This is a genomic window from Candidatus Chromulinivoraceae bacterium (genome assembly GCA_035478595.1).
GTDB lineage: Bacteria > Patescibacteriota > Saccharimonadia > Saccharimonadales > Saccharimonadaceae > CAMLKC01.
Genome location: DATIJL010000013.1, coordinates 1 through 16,000, shown reverse-complemented (window position 1 = coordinate 16,000; position 16,000 = coordinate 1). Strand labels below are relative to the sequence as shown.

Below are 16,000 nucleotides of genomic sequence, written 5' to 3'. Positions count from 1 at the left end.
TACATCAAAATGTGCTAAAGTATTAGAATGTCAAATACCCATACTCCCACTATCTTTGGCTGTGTAGAACACGTATCGTTGCCGCAGTACGGCATTATTGACTGTGTCGCAAAGATAGATACTGGTGCCTATTCTGGGGCAATGCACTGCTCGTATGTTAAAGAGCATAAACGGGAATCTGATGGGAGACGGGTGCTGCGGTTTATCCCGTCGGAAAACGAATCTTTTACACAAGAAACAGAAGATTACGAAGTGACGCAGGTACGCAGCTCAACGGGACATCTTGTTAGGCGGTATATTATTACCACTGAAATTACGATCCAGGGTAAGGCTTATCCGATCACCATTGGCCTCTCTAATAGGTCAAAGATGCAGCGCGAGATACTTATCGGTCGCCGATTCCTACGGGAACAAGGCATTCTGGTCGACGTACAGATTAATCAAGAATATGATACAGATGGCGGAGAAAACTAATGAAAATTGCAATCCTTTCTAATGGTCCAGGTAACTACTCGACAAAGCGTCTCAAAGAAGAGGCTATTAAGCGTGGTCATGAAGTTTCGGTTATCAAATACCGTGACTGCTACGCGTCTATTGAACAAAACAATCCAACAATTAGCTACCACGGAGAAGACCTCGGTGGTTTCGATGCAGTTATTCCACGCATTGCAGCAAATATGACTCGTTACGGTACGGCTATCGTTCGTCAGCTTGAAATGCAGGGTATCTACGCCGTTTCCAGCTCGATATCAATTAACCGTTCGCGTGATAAGCTACGTAGTATGCAACTGCTTTCCAAGGCAGGTATCGGCATTCCAAAAACGGTTTTTTCACGCAACTCTACGGACATTGATGACCTCATCGACAAAGTGGGTGGTATGCCGGTTATTATTAAGCTGGCCAGTGGCACTCATGGAAATGGTGTCGTTCTAGCTGAAAGCAAAAAAGCTGCAAAATCAGTACTTCAGGCATTCTATCTATCTAATGAAGATGGCACGAACGTACTATTGCAAGAATTCGTAAAAGAATCTGCTGGTACGGATATCCGTGTGTTTGTGGTTGGTAGCCGCGTGGTTGCTAGTATGAAACGCCAGAGCTTGGATGATGATTTTCGCTCTAATCTACACAAAGGTGGCGAAGGCACTCCAATTAAGCTGACTGAAGAAGAACGCAAAATGGCTATCCGTGCTGCAAAGGCTATGGGTCTTAATATTGCCGGTGTCGACATGATGCGTAGCGAGCGCGGTCCGCTTATTCTTGAAGTGAATGCCAGTCCTGGCTTTGGCATCGAAAAGGTAACTGGTCGTGATGTCGCAGGTCCGATTATCGAATATGTCGAGATGAACGCTAAACGTCGTACCAAAAAAGATAAAATCGGCGCGTAACCCCTTTTTAGCTTCTTTGCTATAATAAGGCTTATGATAATGCGGGCTGTGCGCATATGAGCCGACGAAGAGACGCCATGTCCTGGGGTGTAATTGCCTTGGTATTGATGCTCGTGTCTATGGCCGCTGTGTACGTCCTGTGGCCGCAGCTACAGCCGCACACGACGTTACATCTTGGTGATGGAATCTTCACGGCTCAAGTGGCTAAAACGCAAGCTGCGCGCGATAAAGGCCTAACAGGTACACCAAGCCTAAGCGTGGATAACGCTATGATCTTTGTTTATGATACGGACGGCAAATGGCCTATCAACATGAAGGATATGAATTTTCCCATAGATATCGTGTGGCTCAATAAAGACAAGCAGGTGATATACATCGTCAAGAATGTGCCACCAGAAAGCTATCCGTATCAACAGTTTGCGCCCAAAGATGATGCACGTTACGTAGTAGAACTTGCAGCTGGTGTAGTAGGGCAAAAATCCATCGATATAAACGCCACTGCGCAGTTTGATGAAAACAACCTACAGGGGATACAATTTTGAGCTTTGTGGCGATTTTTCTGATCGTTATTGCACTACTATTCGCTGTCGTGTTTTTTACTAAGCGACGATTTGGTGCACCAAGCTTGGCGCTTGCCGCCGGAGCGATGCTCAGTACGCTATGGGTGGGCGACCTAACGCCTATCATTGCCAACACTGGTATTCAAATTATTAAACCGCCTCTTTCGAGTGTGGTGTCGGCGGTACTTATCTTGCTACCGGCTCTTTTGCTACTTTCGAGCGGTCCGACATATAAAAATATGATCCAACGGGTGGTTGGTGCGCTGGCGTTTGCCGGACTGGCGATAGCGCTGCTACTTGAGCCACTTGGTTCGGCTCTGGTGATAGACGCTACTGGTAAACCAGTATATGAATTCTTCGTACAGTACCGCGCTGTTATCGTGACGGCCGGGCTTATCTTCGCGGTAGTTGACCTTCTCTTTACCAAAACATCGCGCCGTCATCACAAAGACAAGGAGCATTAGACGTTTTGTGACTCAGATCACAGTCTACGCATATCGTATGTGTAGTATCATGGTTATGTTATGTCTATATGTATACATGAAAATTGTGATCAATCCACGGTAGAAGAGCGGCCCAAAAAACTGCAAGGCGCGTTAGCGCTAAGTCAGCTCTACTGTGAGCTGCACTTAGAGGAGGCTTCTGAAGAAGCCGAGATCTCTCCGTTTCAGCAACAAATACTTGAAAATGAGTAGGCGCGTTTTGTCTAAATATTGACAAACACCCCTTAAAAGTGATATCTTTTTAAAGTTACCAACGCGTTGGTAGTACTTACTACATGGGTCCATAGCTCAGCTGGTTAGAGCACCTGCCTTTTAAGCAGGGTGTCGTGGGTTCAAGCCCCACTGGACCCTCCATGAAATTATAAAAAAGACTTCCTTTATTTGGAGGTCTTTTTATTTATCGCTGGCTATCCTTCGAGTTTTGAGAATCTGTCGGTGCGAGTTATCGAAACATATGCGACAAAAATTACAAACAATGTAATTAAAAACGCACAAACTGCAATATCTCCGTAGCCAAGGCCTCCGATCGAGATCGGTTTACCAAACCAATCTGCGAACGATGCGCCCACTGGTCGGGTAAAAATATACGCAAACCAAAAAGTTACGATAGGGTTTAGTTTAAACTTCCAGTAAAGAAGACATGGAACTGCAAAAATGGCTGTAAATAGAATACCTGATAATAAGAATCCCAGATTAAAGGTGAAGGCCGTAAGGTCGCCTGCGGCTGTTCCAAGTGCAAAAGTTAGGAGTACCACTAACCAGTAAAAACTCTCGCGCTTCTTTGTGTAAATACTGTGAATAGATAGCGTTTTCTCACTGCGATACCAAAGAGTAAAGGCTGCAGCGAGAGCGAGCGTATAGAAAGCGGTCGATATTGCATACGGTATACCAAATCCCACGTGTACGACATCAGCGCCCATTGTGCCCGCTATACTTACAGCTAAGGCGGTGAGCCAATAAATCGCTGGAGTATATTTTTTAGTTGTCAATTGCCAAGCAAGCATTATAACAAGGAGAATAAATCCTAGCCCAACTGCAATGTAGGGGCTAATTGTATTGACCAGATAATCCGAAGTTGCTTCACCGAGTGCAGTGGTAATAATTTTAATAATCCAAAAATATATGGTTAGCTTGGGTACTTTTGTAAGGACTTGCCAGGCCTCGTGCTGTGTCATGTTCATATCTCTTATCATATCTAATCAGATGCAAATCGCCCAGTCGAGTATAATTAAACATGAACATAATAAGGAGAAAAGCATGCAATCAAAACTCAACCCATATATTAGTTTTCAAGGTAACACTCGTGAGGCAATGGAATTTTATAAAACAGTCTTCGGTGGACAACTCACTCTCTCTACATTCGGAGAAGCTGGCATGACCGACCATGGCGTTAAACCAGATGAAATTATGCACGCCGCTCTTGTTGCAGATAACGGTATCACCATTATGGCTGCAGATGCTGCAACTGGCATGCGTGACTTTATCGCCGGAACAAATATGAGTCTTTCGCTTAGCGGTGAGAACGAAGAGGAACTAACTGGCTACTACGACAAGCTGGTAGGAGGTGGCAAAGTAGAGCAAGCACTTAGCAAAGCACCTTGGGGTGACATGTTCGGTATGTGTATAGATAAATTTGGTGTATTTTGGATGGTTAATATTACCGCAGCAAAATAGTCGGGTCACTCAAGTCTGTAAATTACCGCAATGTTTCGATTTTGCGGTAATTTATTATCCAGTCATCTTTAGTTATACTTAGTATGTCCGACTGGATGAGGAAAGGGCAAAACAGTGCTCGAGAAGAATCTGGCACATCAGGTACTCCGCACACTTCTGCGCCGAGGAAACGTGGAGGTGACGTTCTGGGACGACTCAGTTCGTCGCTATGCGGGGGTGAGGGGAGTCGACGAACCGGTGCTGCGGGTCGCTATCAAGGACCCCGGCATGGTTCGACGGATGCTCGTCAACGCAAGCCTCGCCATCGGCGAGGCCTACACCAACGGGCAGCTCCAGATCAGTGAAGACCAGCTCCCGCTGTTCTTCGAGCTGGTGGCTCGGAATCAGCCTACGGTGGCTGTACGTCAGCCGTTCCGCCGTCACCGCAACCACAAGGAGGCTCAGCAGAGCTACATCGAGACCCACTACAGTGTGGGTAACGACTACTACAAGCTGTTCCTCGACCCGACCTGTACGTACTCGTGTGCGTACTTCAAGGACTCGGAGGATGGCCTGGAGCAGGCGCAGCACCAAAAGATCGATCACGTGCTCCGCAAGCTGCGGCTTCAGCCCGGCATGCGGCTGCTTGACATCGGTTGCGGCTGGGGTCACCTGGCCGTCGCCGCCGCCAAGCAGTACAAGGCGCGAGTGTTGGGCATTACGCTCAGCACGGCACAACTGGCCGGCGCACGTGAACTGGCGGAGCGTGAGGGTGTGTCGCACCTGGTGCGATTCGAACTCATGAACTACCAGGACCTACCGATGGATGAGCCGTTCGATCGGATCGTGAGCGTCGGCATGTTCGAGCACGTGGGGCGCGGCAACCGTGATCAGTACTTCCGTAAGGTTGCGGAGCTGCTGGTTGACGGTGGCGTTTCGCTGCTCCACACGATCACACAGCAACGGTCTCGGCCTGTGGATGCATGGGTCGACAAGTACATCTTCCCCGGAGGATACTTGCCGACTGTCGCCGAGATCGAGGACGGGCTGGCGTCGCACGGTTTGTGGTCGGTCGACCGTGAGAACCTGTGGCAGCACTACGCGGAGACTCTGCGTATGTGGCGCGATGCACATCGCAAGAACCGTGCGCGGATCGTCGAGATGTTCGACGAGGCGTTCTACCGCATGCGGGACTTCTGGCTCGCAGGGTCCGAGGGTGGGTTCCGCTATGGTCAGCTTGGTCTGACGCAAGTGGTATTCACCAAGGGAAAGCCCGCCGACGGCGAGTGGCCCCTCACTCGGGCCTATCTGTACTGAGGTCCTCTCTCCTTCATCCGAGAACGTGGGATGGGGTGGGACTCTCCGCCGAAAGGTGTGAGAGTTCCACCCGGGAGTTATTTTTTCTTGTTACGAATCTTTTTTACGATAGAAACAATGATGATACTCGCTAGCGCGAGTAAAAGAATAATACCGATAAAAATTAAGAAATTATTTGACGCAGTATAACTAACGCGGCTTGATCCCGAAAGACTGGAAAAGATTATATTTACGGCAGATCTGATTTGTATAATTTCCATATGCTCTGATTATCTAGCCAAAGCAAATGATCTTCAAGTATTAGTGAAACTAAAAAATAAGAAGATTTCCTCTAGCAGCTATTCTTCATGCTATAATCCCCCTATAACGGTGTATTAAGGGAGATCAAAGAAGCATGGATGCTATCTACTATATAAGTGGCACACTAATGATGTTTACGCTTATAGGTCTTGTCGTAGCGACCATTTTCTTCTTCATAAAACCGCACCATCTTCAGAAGTCAAAACATATTAACAAACCGGTTTCACGTATGGTTATTGTTATGGTGGCTCTTGCTGTCATGCTAGTTACAATGTTTAGCTTCGGTACTGTTATGGCTGCCACTGAACCCGCTAGTGTTAAGCAGGCAAGGTTAGCCCAAGACACTGCGGACGCGCAGGCTCAGCAGCAGGCAAAGTCTACTGCTGATCAGCAGCGTCGAATCGAAGAAGACGCTAAAAAGCCGATCGCTAAAATTGAAACCAAAACAGAGGTCGTGCCGTTTGGCTCTATCGAGCAGCAGACAGACACTTTACCTTCGGGTAAAACCAAGGTTTCTGTTGTAGGTGCTGATGGTACACGTACTATTACTTACGAAGTGACTTATGTACAGGGAAAGGAAACGGCTCGAAAAGAAACGAAAAACGAAATTACTACACAGCCCGTTGCAAGGGTAACACTTATTGGAACATACGTAGCTCCACCGACAGCTCAGACATACACGTCACCTAGTACGAATACTTACACACCTCCTGCCCAAGCCACTAGTAGGATAGGGGCTACTTGTAACGACGGTTCACATAGTAACGCAACTGGTAGCGGCGCATGTTCACATCATGGGGGTGTGGCTCATTGGTTGTATGGGTAGGGTTTAACGCTGCAAGAAGTAAGCTAAGATCCTCTAGAAAGAGTGGTTTATATCTGTTATAATAAAGAAAATATATACTCGATGTAACCACGGGAGATCTTAATGTCAGGACACAGTAAATGGTCAACTATTAAGCGCGAAAAAGGCGCTAAAGACGCCAAGCGTGGCGCAGTATTTACTAAAATTGGTAACCAAATTGCCATTGCTGCTCGTAGTGGTGTCGACCCGGTTATGAACTCGGCACTTGCTCTTGCAATTGAAAAAGCAAAGCAAGCAAACATGCCAGCCGCTAATATTCAGCGTGCTATTGACCGCGTTGCAGATAAAAATGCGGCAACGCTTGAAGAAGCAACCTACGAAGCATACGGCCCGGGTGGTATGGGTATTATTATCGAGACCGCAACTGACAACAAAAACCGTACCTACCCAGAAGTTCGTTCTGCACTTACTAAAAATGGTGGAACAATGGCAGAACCTGGCAGTGTTGCGTTTCAATTTGCTCGTAAAGGTGTAATTCGTGTTGCAGCAAGTGGCGAGGACGCACTTTTGACCGTGCTTGATGCTGGCGCAGAAGATGCGATAGAAGATGAGGGTGAGCTTATTGTTTATACTGACCAAAAAGAACTCGCAAAAGTACGTACAGCAATTATGGCTGCTGGGCTTGAAGTAAAAGAAGCGGAACTGCAGTACGTTCCAAATGCACAAGTAGAAATTAGTGATCCAGAAGTTGCTCGCAAGGCGCTAAAAGTTATGGACGCGCTTGATGATCTTGACGACGTTGTAAACGTACATACCAACGCTGACATTACTGTTGATGTTGAAGAGTAACGTATACTAAAGCTATGAGAATCATCGGTATCGACCCCGGCACGGGCATTTTAGGTTTTGGGGTTGTGGATGTGATAAAGGGTAAGGCACGCATGGTAACGGCGGGTGTCATTACTACGCCGGCACATACACCGATAGACGAGCGGCTTGAAGAGATTTTTGATGGACTTACTGAGATTATTGCTGAGACTAAACCTGAGGTAATGTCGATAGAACAGCTGTTTTTTGCGCGTAACGTAACGACGGCAATTAGCGTAGCGCAGGCAAGGGGCGTGGCTATACTTACTGGTCGTAAGGCAAAGCTGCCGATTGCGGAATATACGCCAATGCAAATTAAGCAAACTCTTACTGGATATGGTAAGGCAGATAAAAAGCAGGTGCAAGAAATGGTACGAATACATTTGGGTCTAAAAGAAGTACCAAAACCAGACGACTGTGCTGATGCGCTAGCGGCAGCTATTACGTATTCTATGATGAGCCGGGGGCAGTAAACTTACTATATAAACTAAAGCATGTTACCATGAAACTCTAACGCTTTTATAGGGGAATTTTGAATGGTCCGACTGAGTGCCGAATTATCCGAAAAATGTGCCGTAGCTGGAGTATGGGGGAGTAATGCTGCTGCCAGACTCACGGCTTCTATGTTAGAAGAGTTGCAACACCGTGGTCAGGATGGGACGGGGATTGTAACGTGGGATAATGAAGGCGAATTGTTGCGCCATGTAAAGCTAGGGTTGGTAGTGGAAGCATATCCAGAGGTTACGCTCCAAAGTCTTGAGGGTAGGGCAGCGATTGGACATAACAGGTACGCCACAAGTGGTAGTGCCTCTGACCTTGAGCATATTCAACCGTTTGCTGATGCTAAGACGAGTTGGGCACTGGCTCATAATGGTAATTTATCGGTGATTAAATCACTGGCTGATTTTTTGGTTTCTAAAAATATGCCGATAGAGTTGTTGAATGATTCTGGCATGATGCATGCGGCTATAGGTTATTACCTGCAAGCGGGAAGTGGAGTAGTGGAGGCAGTGGAACGCGTCTTCCCTCTTTTGGTTGGTGCCTTTTCATGCGTGGCACTGCACGAGGAAAAACTCGTGGCTTTTCGTGATGCGTATGGCATTCGTCCGCTTTCGTATGGCAAGCTACCTGGCGGTGGTTATGCAGTTGCCTCGGAAACTCGTGCCTTAGATGCGCTTGGGGCTACTGACCAAACGGACATCTCGCCAGGCCAGCTGATCGTTTTTAGTAGCGCGGGCATAGAGACTGTACGGATAGTACAGTCCAACCCAAAGTTGGACATTTTTGAGTTAGTGTATTTTGCGCGTGGTGACAGTCGTTTATATGGACGGATAGTCGAAGACGTGAGGTATGACTTTGGTGTACAACTGGCGCGTGAGCAGCCCGTTGGGGGAGATACTACGTCGACTATTGTAGTGCCTGTTCCGAGATCAGCGATCCCGGCAGCAGAGGGTTATGCAAGGGAAAGTGGCTTAAAATACGTGGAGGGAATTAAACGTTCTAGTCGTCTACGTACATTTATTAAGCCTGACCAAGAGGAGCGAAGGCAGGCTGTCTGTGAAAAGTTAGTCCCCGACCCTACCGTTTTGAACGGCAAACGAGTGGTGCTTATTGAAGATTCTATTGTACGTGGCATGACACTGGGCGTACTTATTGAGATGCTACGCGAGGCCGGCGCGGCCGAGATCCACGTGCGGATTAGTTCACCGCCGGTGAAGTTTCCTAACTTTTATGGCATAAATATGCCGTCACAGGCCGAACTTATTGCACACGGTCGGACGATAGAAGAGGTTTGTGAGGCTATTGGGGCAGACTCTCTTGGGTATCTTTCGGTTGAGGGTATGCTCATGGCTACCAAGTGTTCGCCTGAATCATTCGATGTATCGGTTTTTACTGGCGAATATCCGATAGAGATTGGCAGCCACCAACGAGAAATTACTACAGATAAACGAGTAGCCCTTACGGTATAATATAACCGCTCGGCGGTTTGCTATAGTGTTCTTTAAGGTTAACGTATTATAATAAGTGCATGGTCCGTAGAGGAAGATATACAAAGCGAGTATCTCGCGTTACTCGCATAAAACGATCGGCAAAAAGATCGTGGCGCTGGTTTAAGAGTTTATCTAAAAAGAAAAAGGCATTATTGATTGGGACGCCCATATTGGCGTTTTTGATTTTGACGCCGCTTATTACGTACATTTACTACTACAACGATATCGGTGATCAAACGCGATTGATGAATAGTAATAATACCGGCATTGCGCTTACTGATAAGAATGGTCAGGTTATTTACAGCGTAGGCCGGGCTGAACATCGCGATATCGTGCCGCTTGACCAGATTTCTAAGTACACGCAACAAGCACTCGTTTCATCTGAGGATAAAAATTTTTACAGTGATGGCGGTTTTTCAATTACAGGCACGTTGCGCGCACTATTTAGTGACGTGAGTTCGGGAAGTATTGCCGGCGGTGGTTCAACCATCACACAGCAGCTTGCAAGGGCAACGTTACTATCTAACCAGCAAACGATTTTACGTAAATACCAAGAGCTGACAATCTCGATTGCCATTGAACAGCGGTATTCTAAAGATCAAATTCTTGATATGTACCTTAACTCGGTATTCTGGGGCGGAACTGACTTCGGTATCCAGTCAGTAGCTAAAACGTACTTCAATAAAGCACCAAAAGATCTTGACTTGGCTGAAAGTGCAATGATAGTCGGGGTGCTTCCAGCGCCTAACGCGTACTCGCCGGTTACAGGCAATCCCACCTATGCGAAAGATCGCCAAACCTATGTGTTAAAACAGATGGTTCAAAATGGCTATATTACAGCGGCCCAACAGCAAGCGGCTTTGAATGAACAGCTGACCTACGCCCCCGTCCAGGCTCAGGCGGCTGGTGAGGCGCCGGCATTCAGCCAGATGGTGCTGCAACAGCTGTACGATAAATACGGTGAAGAGCAAGTGATGCGTTCTGGTTATCAGGTAAAGACAACGCTTGATCTAACCTTACAACATACCATCGAAGGCAATATTAATGATCACCTGGCATATATTCAGCGCAACGGTGGCTCGAATGCCAGTGCGGTTGCAATAGATCCGACGTCGGGTGAAGTGCGCGCGCTCGTGGGAAGTGCTGATTACAATAACCCAGATTGGGGTAAGGTGAATATGGCCACAACGGCGCGTCAGCCGGGATCGAGCTTTAAATCTATTTACTATAGTGAAGCATTGGCTGAAGGCGTGATTACGCCGGCCACTATCCTGCAAGATGTCCCGACCGACTTTAACGGCTACAAACCACTCGATGCTGACAAGAAGTTTCGTGGAAGTGTAACGGTTCGGCAAGCAATTAGTCAATCTCTCAATATTCCAAGTGTTGAAGTATTACAAAAGCTTGGCATAGACAAGGCTGTGCAGGCGGCTAACCGTATGGGAATCAGTAGTATTGATGCGAGTAAAAATTACGGATTGTCACTGGCGCTTGGTGCAGCCGAGGCTCCGCTAACGCAAATGACTAATGCTTACGCGGCGTTCGCCAATCAAGGACAGCAGTTCGACACAACTCTTATCCAGCAAATTAATGACAAGTACAACCAGAAGATTTTTACGGCTGACGAAAAGAGTAAACAGGTGGTTAGTCCGCAGGCTGCGTATCTTATATCGAGTATCTTGTCGGACTACAATGCACGCGCGCCTATCTTCGGATCATCCCTAACTGTTTCTGGACGTACTGCAGCGGTTAAGACTGGTACGACCGACGATGACCGCGATGCTTGGACGATTGGCTATACACCGCAACTAGCAGTTGGCGTATGGGTCGGGAATAATAATAATCAGCCAATGTTGAATGGTGGTTCTGGTATGGCTGGTCCTATATGGGTGAATACGATGAAGACGGCTTTGAAAGGAATTCCGAATACTGCGTTCCCGATTCCTTCTGGTGTAATTCAAAAACCGGTTTGTTATGGCACTGGTAGTCTCGCGAGCGGCTCGAGTTCCAATACGTATAACGAATACTTCTTGGCTTCGGCATTGCCTACTACAACTTGCGATACGACTCAACAAAAAACCGAAACTCAAACACAGGATACAACGACCAGTAATCCATCCAACAACGCCAATAGTAGTCAGACAACAACTAACGATACTACGACAACATCTGGCGGTGCAGGCGGAACAGGAACAGCGGGTACGGGGACGACCGGCGCGGATACTGGCGGAACAACAGGTACGGGCTCGACTGGAACCGGAGGAACTGGAACTGGTGGTGCGAATGGAACCGGCACAGGCGGATCTGGATCTGGTGGTACGGGCATACTTCCGGTAAAACCATAACACGAACTCTCATTGTCTAGTCTTATTAAACGATACGCATGCTTTCACGTGTTTGTATGTTTATGTATTATAAGGTTATGATTAAAAACTCTTCATCGGAAAGCAGCATGCAAATATGAATCAACAGACGAACCATAGTGAAGGCATGTCATTATTTACCGCTGTACTTGAGGCTCAACAGAGGCGTGTGGACCGTGGCCTTATGAAGCCACTTGTACGTGACTGGGAAGCGTGCCTTAGCTTTGCCTATCACACTCAAGAGGAGGCATGGGAAGTCGTTCGTGAACTTCCCCGTCGGGAGTGGAAAGATCAGGAAGTCGTACCAGAGGATCTTTTATCGGAGATTGTAGATACGCAAATTCAACTATTGACCACTCTTGCGTATGCTGGGTTTAAGGAACAAGATTTAATCGATGGAGTTTTAGAGAAACTGCAGGCGAAACGAGCAGACTGGAACAAGTGAGGATTAGAGAGTATGTGTGACTTGCGCGAGGGTGTGTCATAATAGTATCTATGATTGCACATGTTTCTGGAGTTGTTGCTGAAAAGTTTGGTTCCTCTGTTATTGTAGATGTTCATGGCGTGGGATATGAAGTAAGTGTTGCGGTGGGTGACTATGAACAAGCGCTACTAAACGAACCGATGAAGTTTTATACCTATCATCACATTCGCGAACAGTCGCAGGAATTGTTTGGTTTTACCAGTCTAGCTGCTAAAAAATTGTTTGAGATGCTGATTACCGTGCAGGGCGTTGGTCCTAAGGCTGCGCTTTCGATTTTGAGTCTTGGAGATAGTGAGCAGGTGCGTAATGCAATCGCGAACGGTGACAGCACATACATAACCAAAGCAAGCGGTGTTGGTAAGCGAATCGCCGAACGTGTAGTCGTAGATCTGACCGATAAGGTTGGGTTAGCGCTGAGGACTGATGTGTCCGCAGTTGGCATATCACAAACTCTTCTACATACCGACGAAGCGCTCGAAGCGCTTATGGCACTCGGCTATAACCTTAACGATGCTACCCGCGCACTCGAAAGCGTGCCTATGGATCTTTCTACTGCCGACCGCGTAACGCAAGCATTGAGGGGTTAGAGTGCAACAATTTAAGAAAATATATTGGGGAAGTGATAGTTCAACGTTGGCTCAATTCGAAGCTGGCAGCGATATGCCGGCTGTTGAACTTATAACGGCGTGTATGGTTGCTGCAATTTATGAGAGTGCACTCGTTATGTCACGTCCAGAACGTGGTTGGGGGCTACTAGGCGGACACCGCGAAGAGGGTGAAACGGCCGAGGAGTGTGTGCGACGCGAAGCAATGGAAGAGGCTGCAGTTGAGCTAGGTGATCTTATCCACGTCGGCGGATGGCGAATTAAAAAGCTATTTGAGTCACCGGAGAACGCCGGGTATCCACTCGAAGCATATCAGCCTCTTTTTGTTTCGCGAGTAGTAAATGTAAAAGAATATGTTCCACAGCTAGAGATTTTCGAACGAGCATTTGTGCCGCTTGAAAGAGTTGCGGAGTATCATCATGCATTTGATGATTTTGCAGAGGTACACGATTTTTTACAAGCACACCCGGATTTCAAACGAATAATCTAGGCCTTTTGAGCGGGTGTCGTAATCCCACTGGAACTTGTTTGAACTACTGTTTCGGTGACCAAATCTCGAAAGAAGCCCTTGATACGAGCATTGATAAGAATCTTCTCGCTTTTCGATAGACTATAGCTTACAGGTTTGAGTTTTGTAAGTAGTCTGCTTAGCTCGGTAAGTTCAAGCTCTGGAAGGTTGATGGAGTGAAACTCACGTACATGTTTTGTGAGCGTGTCTCGAATGAGTAGGTTGAGGTCATCTGCGAATAAAGGCAGGCCTGTCATAAGGATAGGTCGATCTTTTACCATTGCATAAAGAACTTGAAGGCCGATCTCATTACTGATCGGGCCGTCATTGTATATGATATGGAATGCCGAGTGTTCTATGGATTTGTAAAAGTCCACCTCCTTTTCGTAGTGCTGCCACGCAACCTTCATATTGGTCTTATGAAAAAGTGACTCATCCTGGACGGATTGAGTCACTTTAATGCCTATATGAGCAAGCATGGTTTTGAGCGCAAAAAGCGCCTTATTACCGGGTCGAATGTTGCCGCTGATTTGCGTGGCTATGTTCATGCTATCACTCCACTTATACTGTATGTATGATTATAGTCCATACATAGTCATACGTACAGGGGCTTTTTGTTACTATAGTCGAGTTTCCTGTATTTCAACCCTCGCTGGCTCTCGAAGAATATGGGCAAGCATACGGTCGGTTTTTGAATGTCGAATAAAAACAAATTTCATGATGCGTGAGTGCTGCTTGAGTGATTCTGAGTTATTTACGACGACTAATGTCTCGCTCCAAAAGTTCACGGATAATTTCTGACTTATTTTTGCCAGTTTCGTAAGAGGTATCGCGAAGGTATTTATAAATTCTTCGGTCTAAGATCATGTTAAACCGAAGATCCTTTTCAGGGATGCTATTTTGTTTGATGAATTTTGCGACAATAGTCTGCAGTTCGTCGGTATTAGAGTACTGGTGGACGGTTATAAACTTATTCTCTACACCTGAAATAAATCGATCTTTAATTTGTGACCGGGTAACAATAAGCGTTGGTTTTTTATGTTGGGCCGCTATGTATGCTTGCAGGCCTTGACTAGAACGAGCTTGGGTAGCCTCTACAACAACAAGGTCGGATTTTACGATCGCATCTAGGTTATCGTTGAGGATGCTCTCCCAGTCTACGTCATCATCATGGATCTTATTCTTAGTGCGGCTTGCGGCTGCTTCAAGCCAGTTCCTAAAGACTATCGCATGATTGTCGTATACCGCTTGTACAATCGCCTGCAGATAGATTGCGTCGTCTTCAAATTTACGAGCACTTCCGGTGACATGTACTTGTGTCGTAAAGTTAACCACGATTACCCTCTGCCTTTCGTTTAATGATCGCGCGGATTATCTCAGAGCGACTTTTACCAGTTTCGTGCGAGACTTCCTCGAGATATTTGAAAATTTGACGAGTAAGAAACATATTAAACCGAAGATCTTGGGTGTAAACGGTATTCTTGCGTAAGAACTCATCGACGGTTTGTTTCAAGTCAGTGCCGTCGGAGTATCGTTTATAAGTAAAAAGAGGATTGGTAATGCCGCTAACTGTATCGCCGTGTGTGGAGTGTCGAGATATTGCGAGCACCGGTTTTTTATGTTCAAAAGCTGCGGCAATAAGAAATCCTTGGGAAAACGAATAGTGAGTAAGTTCTACAATTACGACGTCGGCTCGAATGACAGCGTCTAGATTTGCCTCGACGTAAGGCGTCCAGTCGGGAATAACGATAGATTCCTTTTGCCGGGCAATGGCGGCTTCTAGCCAGCTATGGGCAAGGACGGCACCATGATCGTGGACCGTCTCGATGATTTGCTGAAGATAGGTGGTGTCAACTTCTGAATCTCGAAGACTACCGGCAATATGAACGATCACTACACCGGTTCCTGCTTATCGATTTCCTGTTCTAGCAGTTCACGAATAATTTCTGACTTATTTTTGCCAGTTTCGTAGGAAACTTCACGTAGATACCCATAGATTTGTCGATCAATAAAAAAGTTAAACCGAAGATCCTTTGTATTGATAGTGTTTGCTTTTACGAATTTAGCTACGATCTTTTTGAGATCATCGCTATTGTCGTAGTGTGCGGTGGTTAAAAGTTTATGCTTAATACCGTATACCAGCTTGCCTCGAATATTCTCGCGTGTGAGGAGAAGTATGGGCTTTTTTTGTTGCAAGGCTTGTGCAGTGTAGAATCCCTCCTGAAAACCGTAGTTGGTGGCTTCGATAATGACAACATCAGAGCGTGTAATAGCTTCGCTATTCTCTTTATGAACATCATCCCATTCGACTTTTGTGTCATCTCTGATGATATTTTTATCGATGCGGTTTTGAGCAGCACTAATCCAATCGCGCGCAATGACCGCACCACTATCATGAATAACCTCAAGAATAGTATGGTAGAAGGGAAGGTCTCCCGTAAGATTGCTTGCGTTACCGATAATCTGGATAATCATGTAAGTATATTTTAAAATATCTTTATATTTTTATCAATAGCGACGTACTAACTCACCACCTTTGCAACATAAAAAGAAGATAGATGGCGTTAGCCATCTATCCCAAAAAAGCAGGCACTCCGTATACTGTGTTTACGACTAAATAAATACAGAAAGGAGGCCTGCCATGGCCTATTCTACCAAT

The 16,000-nt window shown here is 46.4% G+C and carries 19 protein-coding genes and 1 tRNA gene; 15 read left to right on the top strand and 5 right to left on the bottom strand.

Annotation, left to right across the window (positions count from 1 at the left end; all coding sequences use genetic code 11):
* The first annotated feature begins 27 nt into the window (after nt 1–27).
* The 5 genes from VLG36_04220 (at nt 28) to VLG36_04200 (ending at nt 2,802) form a co-directional block, all read left to right on the top strand.
* Complete coding sequence (locus tag VLG36_04220; GenBank protein ID HSW77978.1) at nt 28–474, top strand: RimK/LysX family protein; 447 nt, start codon at nt 28–30, stop codon at nt 472–474.
* Complete coding sequence (gene rimK, locus VLG36_04215) at nt 474–1,385, top strand: 30S ribosomal protein S6--L-glutamate ligase (GenBank protein ID HSW77977.1); 912 nt, start codon at nt 474–476, stop codon at nt 1,383–1,385. Before VLG36_04220 ends, rimK begins: the two co-directional genes overlap by 1 nt.
* A gap of 56 nt (nt 1,386–1,441) precedes the next feature.
* A complete protein-coding gene (locus tag VLG36_04210; protein HSW77976.1) occupies nt 1,442–1,927 on the top strand; it encodes a DUF192 domain-containing protein in 486 nt (161 codons plus the stop codon).
* Between the two features lie 5 nt (nt 1,928–1,932).
* Nucleotides 1,933–2,409 carry a hypothetical protein gene (locus VLG36_04205; protein HSW77975.1) on the top strand — a complete coding sequence of 159 codons (477 nt, stop codon included), beginning with the start codon at nt 1,933–1,935 and terminating at the stop codon, nt 2,407–2,409.
* Between the two features lie 316 nt (nt 2,410–2,725).
* Nucleotides 2,726–2,802: transfer RNA gene (locus VLG36_04200), tRNA-Lys, on the top strand.
* A gap of 53 nt (nt 2,803–2,855) precedes the next feature.
* Here VLG36_04200 and VLG36_04195 read toward each other — a convergent pair.
* A complete protein-coding gene (locus VLG36_04195) occupies nt 2,856–3,629 on the bottom strand; it encodes a hypothetical protein (GenBank protein ID HSW77974.1) in 774 nt (257 codons plus the stop codon).
* A gap of 76 nt (nt 3,630–3,705) precedes the next feature.
* On the opposite strand from VLG36_04195, the gene VLG36_04190 reads away from it, so the two are divergent.
* The 10 genes from VLG36_04190 to VLG36_04145 all read left to right on the top strand — a co-directional run bounded on the left by VLG36_04190 (nt 3,706) and on the right by VLG36_04145 (nt 13,323).
* Nucleotides 3,706–4,122 carry a VOC family protein gene (locus VLG36_04190; protein ID HSW77973.1) on the top strand — a complete coding sequence of 139 codons (417 nt, stop codon included), beginning with the start codon at nt 3,706–3,708 and terminating at the stop codon, nt 4,120–4,122.
* A 114-nt stretch (nt 4,123–4,236) separates the two neighbouring features.
* On the top strand, nt 4,237–5,418 hold the full coding sequence (locus tag VLG36_04185) for a cyclopropane-fatty-acyl-phospholipid synthase family protein (GenBank protein ID HSW77972.1): 1,182 nt from the start codon (nt 4,237–4,239) through the stop codon (nt 5,416–5,418).
* 427 nt (nt 5,419–5,845) lie between these two features.
* Nucleotides 5,846–6,544, top strand: a complete 699-nt coding sequence (locus VLG36_04180) for a G5 domain-containing protein (GenBank protein HSW77971.1) — start codon at nt 5,846–5,848, stop codon at nt 6,542–6,544.
* A gap of 102 nt (nt 6,545–6,646) precedes the next feature.
* Nucleotides 6,647–7,372 carry a YebC/PmpR family DNA-binding transcriptional regulator gene (locus VLG36_04175; protein ID HSW77970.1) on the top strand — a complete coding sequence of 242 codons (726 nt, stop codon included), beginning with the start codon at nt 6,647–6,649 and terminating at the stop codon, nt 7,370–7,372.
* A 14-nt stretch (nt 7,373–7,386) separates the two neighbouring features.
* Nucleotides 7,387–7,863, top strand: a complete 477-nt coding sequence (gene ruvC, locus VLG36_04170) for a crossover junction endodeoxyribonuclease RuvC (protein HSW77969.1) — start codon at nt 7,387–7,389, stop codon at nt 7,861–7,863.
* A 63-nt stretch (nt 7,864–7,926) separates the two neighbouring features.
* Nucleotides 7,927–9,360, top strand: a complete 1,434-nt coding sequence (gene purF, locus VLG36_04165; protein HSW77968.1) for an amidophosphoribosyltransferase — start codon at nt 7,927–7,929, stop codon at nt 9,358–9,360.
* Between the two features lie 59 nt (nt 9,361–9,419).
* Nucleotides 9,420–11,726: a PBP1A family penicillin-binding protein gene (locus VLG36_04160; protein ID HSW77967.1), complete on the top strand. Its 2,307-nt coding sequence runs from the start codon at nt 9,420–9,422 to the stop codon at nt 11,724–11,726.
* Between the two features lie 115 nt (nt 11,727–11,841).
* Complete coding sequence (locus VLG36_04155; GenBank protein ID HSW77966.1) at nt 11,842–12,189, top strand: hypothetical protein; 348 nt, start codon at nt 11,842–11,844, stop codon at nt 12,187–12,189.
* Nucleotides 12,190–12,239: 50 nt separating this feature from the next.
* Entirely contained in the window at nt 12,240–12,815 is a 576-nt protein-coding gene (ruvA, locus tag VLG36_04150; GenBank protein ID HSW77965.1) for a Holliday junction branch migration protein RuvA, read from the top strand.
* Nucleotides 12,816–12,861: 46 nt separating this feature from the next.
* Nucleotides 12,862–13,323, top strand: coding sequence for an NUDIX domain-containing protein (locus tag VLG36_04145; protein HSW77964.1), 462 nt, complete (start codon nt 12,862–12,864; stop codon nt 13,321–13,323).
* Here VLG36_04145 and VLG36_04140 read toward each other — a convergent pair.
* The 4 genes from VLG36_04140 to VLG36_04125 form a co-directional block, all read right to left on the bottom strand.
* Nucleotides 13,320–13,889, bottom strand: a complete 570-nt coding sequence (locus VLG36_04140) for a hypothetical protein (protein ID HSW77963.1) — start codon at nt 13,887–13,889, stop codon at nt 13,320–13,322. The two genes, VLG36_04145 and VLG36_04140, sit on opposite strands and share 4 nt — an antisense overlap.
* Nucleotides 13,890–14,091: 202 nt before the next feature.
* Nucleotides 14,092–14,676, bottom strand: coding sequence for a hypothetical protein (locus VLG36_04135; GenBank protein HSW77962.1), 585 nt, complete (start codon nt 14,674–14,676; stop codon nt 14,092–14,094).
* Nucleotides 14,669–15,235 (bottom strand): hypothetical protein, encoded by a 567-nt coding sequence (locus tag VLG36_04130; GenBank protein ID HSW77961.1) that lies wholly within the window; start codon nt 15,233–15,235, stop codon nt 14,669–14,671. The genes VLG36_04135 and VLG36_04130 overlap by 8 nt, the downstream gene beginning before the upstream one ends.
* Entirely contained in the window at nt 15,235–15,816 is a 582-nt protein-coding gene (locus VLG36_04125) for a hypothetical protein (GenBank protein HSW77960.1), read from the bottom strand. Before VLG36_04125 ends, VLG36_04130 begins: the two co-directional genes overlap by 1 nt.
* Between the last annotated feature and the right edge of the window lie 184 nt (nt 15,817–16,000).